General features: G+C 69.2%; 2 protein-coding genes and 2 pseudogenes. 1 reads left to right on the top strand and 3 read right to left on the bottom strand.

The window, feature by feature from the left end; translation table 11 throughout:
• A pseudogene (valS, locus tag DD1DGNOD_RS09770) lies at positions 1-1,827 on the top strand (valine--tRNA ligase); the annotation flags it as partial.
• A gap of 166 nt (positions 1,828-1,993) precedes the next feature.
• On the opposite strand, the gene DD1DGNOD_RS09765 reads toward valS, so the two are convergent.
• The 3 genes and pseudogenes from DD1DGNOD_RS09765 to DD1DGNOD_RS26770 all read right to left on the bottom strand — a co-directional run.
• A complete protein-coding gene (locus DD1DGNOD_RS09765; RefSeq protein ID WP_131766316.1) occupies positions 1,994-2,929 on the bottom strand; it encodes a hypothetical protein in 936 nt (311 codons plus the stop codon).
• Positions 2,930-3,083: 154 nt separating this feature from the next.
• The gene (locus DD1DGNOD_RS09760; RefSeq protein ID WP_165034884.1) at positions 3,084-3,695 is read right to left on the bottom strand and encodes a class F sortase; all 612 of its coding nucleotides are present in this window, start codon (positions 3,693-3,695) and stop codon (positions 3,084-3,086) included.
• 99 nt (positions 3,696-3,794) lie between these two features.
• Positions 3,795-4,273 (bottom strand): annotated as a pseudogene (locus DD1DGNOD_RS26770) (hypothetical protein); the annotation flags it as partial.

The raw sequence follows: 4,273 nt of genomic DNA, 5'->3' as shown, positions 1-4,273 counted from the left end.
CTGCTGGCCGCATGCGTGGCCCTGGTCGCCCATCCCGACGACGAGCGCTACCAGCCGCTGTTCGGCTCCGCGGTGCGCACTCCCCTGTTCGACGTCGAGGTGCCGGTGCTGGCGCACCGCCTCGCCGACCCCGAGAAGGGGTCGGGCATCGCGATGATCTGTACCTTCGGCGACCTGACCGACGTCACCTGGTGGCGTGAGCTGCGGCTGCCCACCCGTGCGGTGATCGGCCGGGACGGCCGGCTGCTGGTCGACCCGCCCGAGGCGATCACCTCGGAGGCGGGCCGGGCCCACTACGCCGACCTGGCCGGGCGCACCGTTCACGCCGCCCGCGAGCGGATCGTGGCGCTGCTGCGCGACGGCGGGGCGCTGCTGGGCGACCCGCGGCCGATCAGCCATCCGGTGAAGTTCTACGAAAAGGGCGACCGGCCGCTGGAAATCGTCACGACCCGCCAGTGGTACATCCGCAACGGCGGCCGGGACGAGACCCTGCGGGCACAGCTACGTGCCCGTGGCAGTGAACTGCACTGGCATCCCCCGCACATGCGGATCCGGTACGAGAACTGGGTGGACGGGCTCACCGGGGACTGGCTGATCAGCCGGCAACGTTTCTTCGGGGTGCCGTTCCCGGTCTGGTATCCGCTGGACGACGCCGGCATTCCACAGTACGACCGGCCGATCGTTGCCGACCATGCGGCGCTGCCGGTCGACCCGTCCAGTGACACCGCGCCCGGGTTCAGCGAGGACCGGCGCGGAATTCCCGGTGGTTTCGCCGCCGACCCGGACGTGATGGACACGTGGGCGACGTCGTCGCTCACCCCGCAGATCGCCGCCGGCTGGGGCAGCGACGACGATTTGTTCGCCCGGGTGTTCCCGATGGATCTGCGTCCCCAGGCGCATGAGATCATCCGGACCTGGCTGTTTTCGACCGTGCTGCGCAGCCACGCCGAATTCGGCACGCTGCCGTGGACGAACGCGGCCATCTCCGGGTGGATCCTCGACCCGGACCGCAAGAAGATGTCGAAGTCCAAGGGCAACGTCGTCACCCCGCTGGACCTGCTCGAACAGCACGGTTCGGACGCGGTGCGCTATTGGGCCGCCTCCGGCCGGCCGGGCACCGACACCGCCTTCGACGTCGGCCAGATGAAAATCGGGCGCCGGCTGGCCATCAAACTGCTCAACGCGAGCCGGTTCGTCCTCGGTCTCGGCGCGGTCGAGGAACCCGGCGCGGTCGGTGAACCGCTCGACCGGGCGTTGTTGGCGGCACTCGCTGACGTGCTGGACGCGGCGTCCACGGCCTTGGACGGCTACGACTACACTCGCGCGCTCGAACTCACCGAGTCGTTCTTCTGGCGGTTCTGCGACGACTACGTCGAGCTTGTCAAAGGACGCGCGTACGGCTCGTTCGGCGAGCAGGGTGCGGCGTCCGCGCGGGCCACCCTCGCCATCGCCCTGTCCACGGTGCTCTCGCTGTTCGCGCCGTTCCTCCCCTTCGTCACCGAAGAGGTCTGGTCGTGGTGGAAGCCCGGTTCGGTGCACCGCTCCCGCTGGCCGGAGGCGGGTGAGCTGCGCAAGGTCGCCGACAACGGCAACCCGCGCCTGCTCGAGGCGGTCAGCACGGCGCTCACGGCGATCCGGCGTTCCAAGTCGGAGGCCAGGGTGTCGATGAAGGCGGAGGTGGCCTCCGCCCGGGTCAGCGGGGACGCCGACCTGGTGGGTCTGGTCGAGGCTGCCGCGGCCGATCTGCGCAGCGCCGGCAGCATCGCGGCGCTGGCCTTCACCCGGGACACCGGTGAGCTGGCCGTCGACGTCGTCCTGGCCGGGTGACCACTGCGGTGGTCCTGGTCAGCCGATCATCCCGGTGGCCCTGGCCGAATGATCATCACGGCCAGGGCCACCGGCTTCGGCCGGGACGACCCGCTCCGGCCAGTCCGGCCAGGATGAGCAGCTCCGGCCGAAGGGCTATCCCTGCTCCGCTACCCGGCGTAGTTGACTACCCCGTGTAGCGGACGCCGGTGACGGTGAAGCGCTCGACCCCGTGTAGGTGGCCGCCGGTGGACGCGACCACGACGAGGCCCTGACCAGGCCGTGCGCTGATCTTCACGTTCGCCGTCCAGGTCGAGTTCTGCCCGCCCGCGGGCAGGCAGCAGTACTCCCCGACGACCTGGCCGCCGGATCCCGCTGCCGGCCGCACCTGCACGTGGATGCTTTCGTCGACACCGGTGATCCGGCCGCCGGCCGTCAGCGACGCCGTCACGCTCGCTCCGTAGGCCGGCTGGGTGAGTGAGAAGGTGGTGTCGTCGGTACCGACGACCTCCCACGGTGCGTCACCGCCGGAACCGAACCGGGCGAGATGGACGACGGCCGCGACACCGGTACGCCCACCCTCGGTGGCGTAACCGACCTGTACCCGGGCGTCGTCACCGGTCACCGTGCTGGCAAGCGTCCGGTCGATGTCGGCGAAGCCGAGAAAGTCGCGCGTGAAGGACAGCGCGGTAGCTGCCGGGTCGAGATGCCACGGCTGGTGCCCTTCCGGACTGCTGCCCGTCTGCCACGCCCGCGCGTCCGCGGCGCTGGCAAAGGGCCACAACGGCTGGTACGGGAAGGCCGCCGCGCCCGCGGTAGCGCCAGGCGCCACCGATCGCTGAGGCTGGCCGGCCCCGGTCTGCCCGGTGCCGGGCTGGCCTGTCCCGGGCTGGCCGGTGGCCTCTCCGACGGATGCGCCGGCGGAGGGCGGCACCTGCGCGGACCCCGTGTCCGTGTCCGTGCATCCGGTCAGTACCAGCAGAGCCGCCATGAGCAGCGTCCCCGACAGGACTTCCGGGAACGCGGGCCCACGCCTGCGGCGCCTTGTGGACGCGCGCCTGCGCGGCCCGATTGCGCCGATCACGGCGATCGTACGGACGACCTGTGACACCGAGACGTTCATGGCCCCTCCCCGAGGTTGCCTGTCTCAGCGGAGGTTAACGCCGGCTATGTCATGTGCATGTCGACGTCGCGTACGCGCCGATGTCATATACGCGTCGATCGGCTCGCCCCCGGGCACCTCGGCCGTCCCGCCGCGGCCTGGCGCACCGGGACGATCACGGTGTAGGCGTCGGTGTCACCCGATCGGCAACGGCATGTGCGTACACGATCACGTTCTTCAGATAGTGGTGGGTTTTCTTGTCGAAGGCACCCCCACAGGTGATGAGCCGTAGTTCCGGCCGATCGACCCTGCCGTAGACCTGGCCCGCCGGAAACGCATCCTTCGAGACCTCCTGAATACGGTCGACCGTGAATCGCACAACCGTCCCGTCCGCCAGGTTCGCCTCGATGGCGTCCGATTTCTTGAGTTTCTCGAGCCGGTAGAAGACCGCCGGTCCGGTCGTCGAGTCGTAATGACCGACAAGTACGGACGCGCCGACGTCACCGGGCCGCGGCCCATATTCATACCAACCGACGTCGGTCCAGGAGGTCGGCACTTCGAGGGTTCCGTCCGCATTGAGCCCGACCGGCCCGACCGGCGCGGACGTGCCCAATGCCGGAATACGCAGAAAAGTCGGCGGACTGTTCTGGTGCCGGGCCGTAGCGGCCGAACCCCGCGGAGCCGCAACCGATGGCGCCGACCCTGCGTCAGTTCCCGTCGTGGCTGTTACCTCGGGCACGCCGACCAGTTTCCCATATTCGGACGAAACAAGCTTCTGACCACTCACGCCGATCAGGAGAATCCCGGCCAGAACCAACCATCGTGATGGCCGGAAGACCCCCGGTTTCCTCGTAGCCATATCGCGTTCCACGCCTTCCCCTGAACATCAAATGGCTATGGTGTAGCACGCGGTAACAATACCGCCGCAGTACGAGAGAAGAGGAAAGGTCATGACGCACAAAATTGGCCGGGGCGTGGTGATGCTGGCCATGTCGGCCGTCACCGGGCTCTTCGTGGGGCTTAACCCCACAGCCGCGTTTGCGGACGGCCCGTCGGATTCCGGCTCTTCGTCGACGTCCGGGACCGCCCAGCAGGAGGGCGGGCAGTCCGGGAACAGCGGCGAGGCGAGCACGCCCACCAACCAGACGACCGGATGGCCCCAGCTGCCCATCCAGTTGCCGACCCAGTGGCCCACCCAGTGGCCGATCCCGCAGCTTCCCGGGCAGAATGCGGGCCAGCCCTCGCAGTCCTCGGGCGGCTGGTCCAGTGCGAGCCCGACAGAGTCACAGAGCTGGTCATCCAGCCAGTCGCCGTCGGGGGGGTCATCCAGCCAGTCGCCGAGCCAGGGGTCGGGCCAGTCCGGTC

It is taken from the genome of Candidatus Protofrankia californiensis (assembly GCF_900634765.1).
Classification (GTDB): Bacteria; Actinomycetota; Actinomycetes; order Frankiales; family Frankiaceae; genus Protofrankia; species Protofrankia californiensis.
This window is presented reverse-complemented; position numbering and strand designations above follow the sequence as displayed.

Coding starts and splice junctions, on each gene's coding strand:
- DD1DGNOD_RS09765 (WP_131766316.1), bottom strand. CDS start 2,929: ATGAACGTCTCGGTGTCACAGGTCGTCCGTACGATCGCCGTGATCGGC.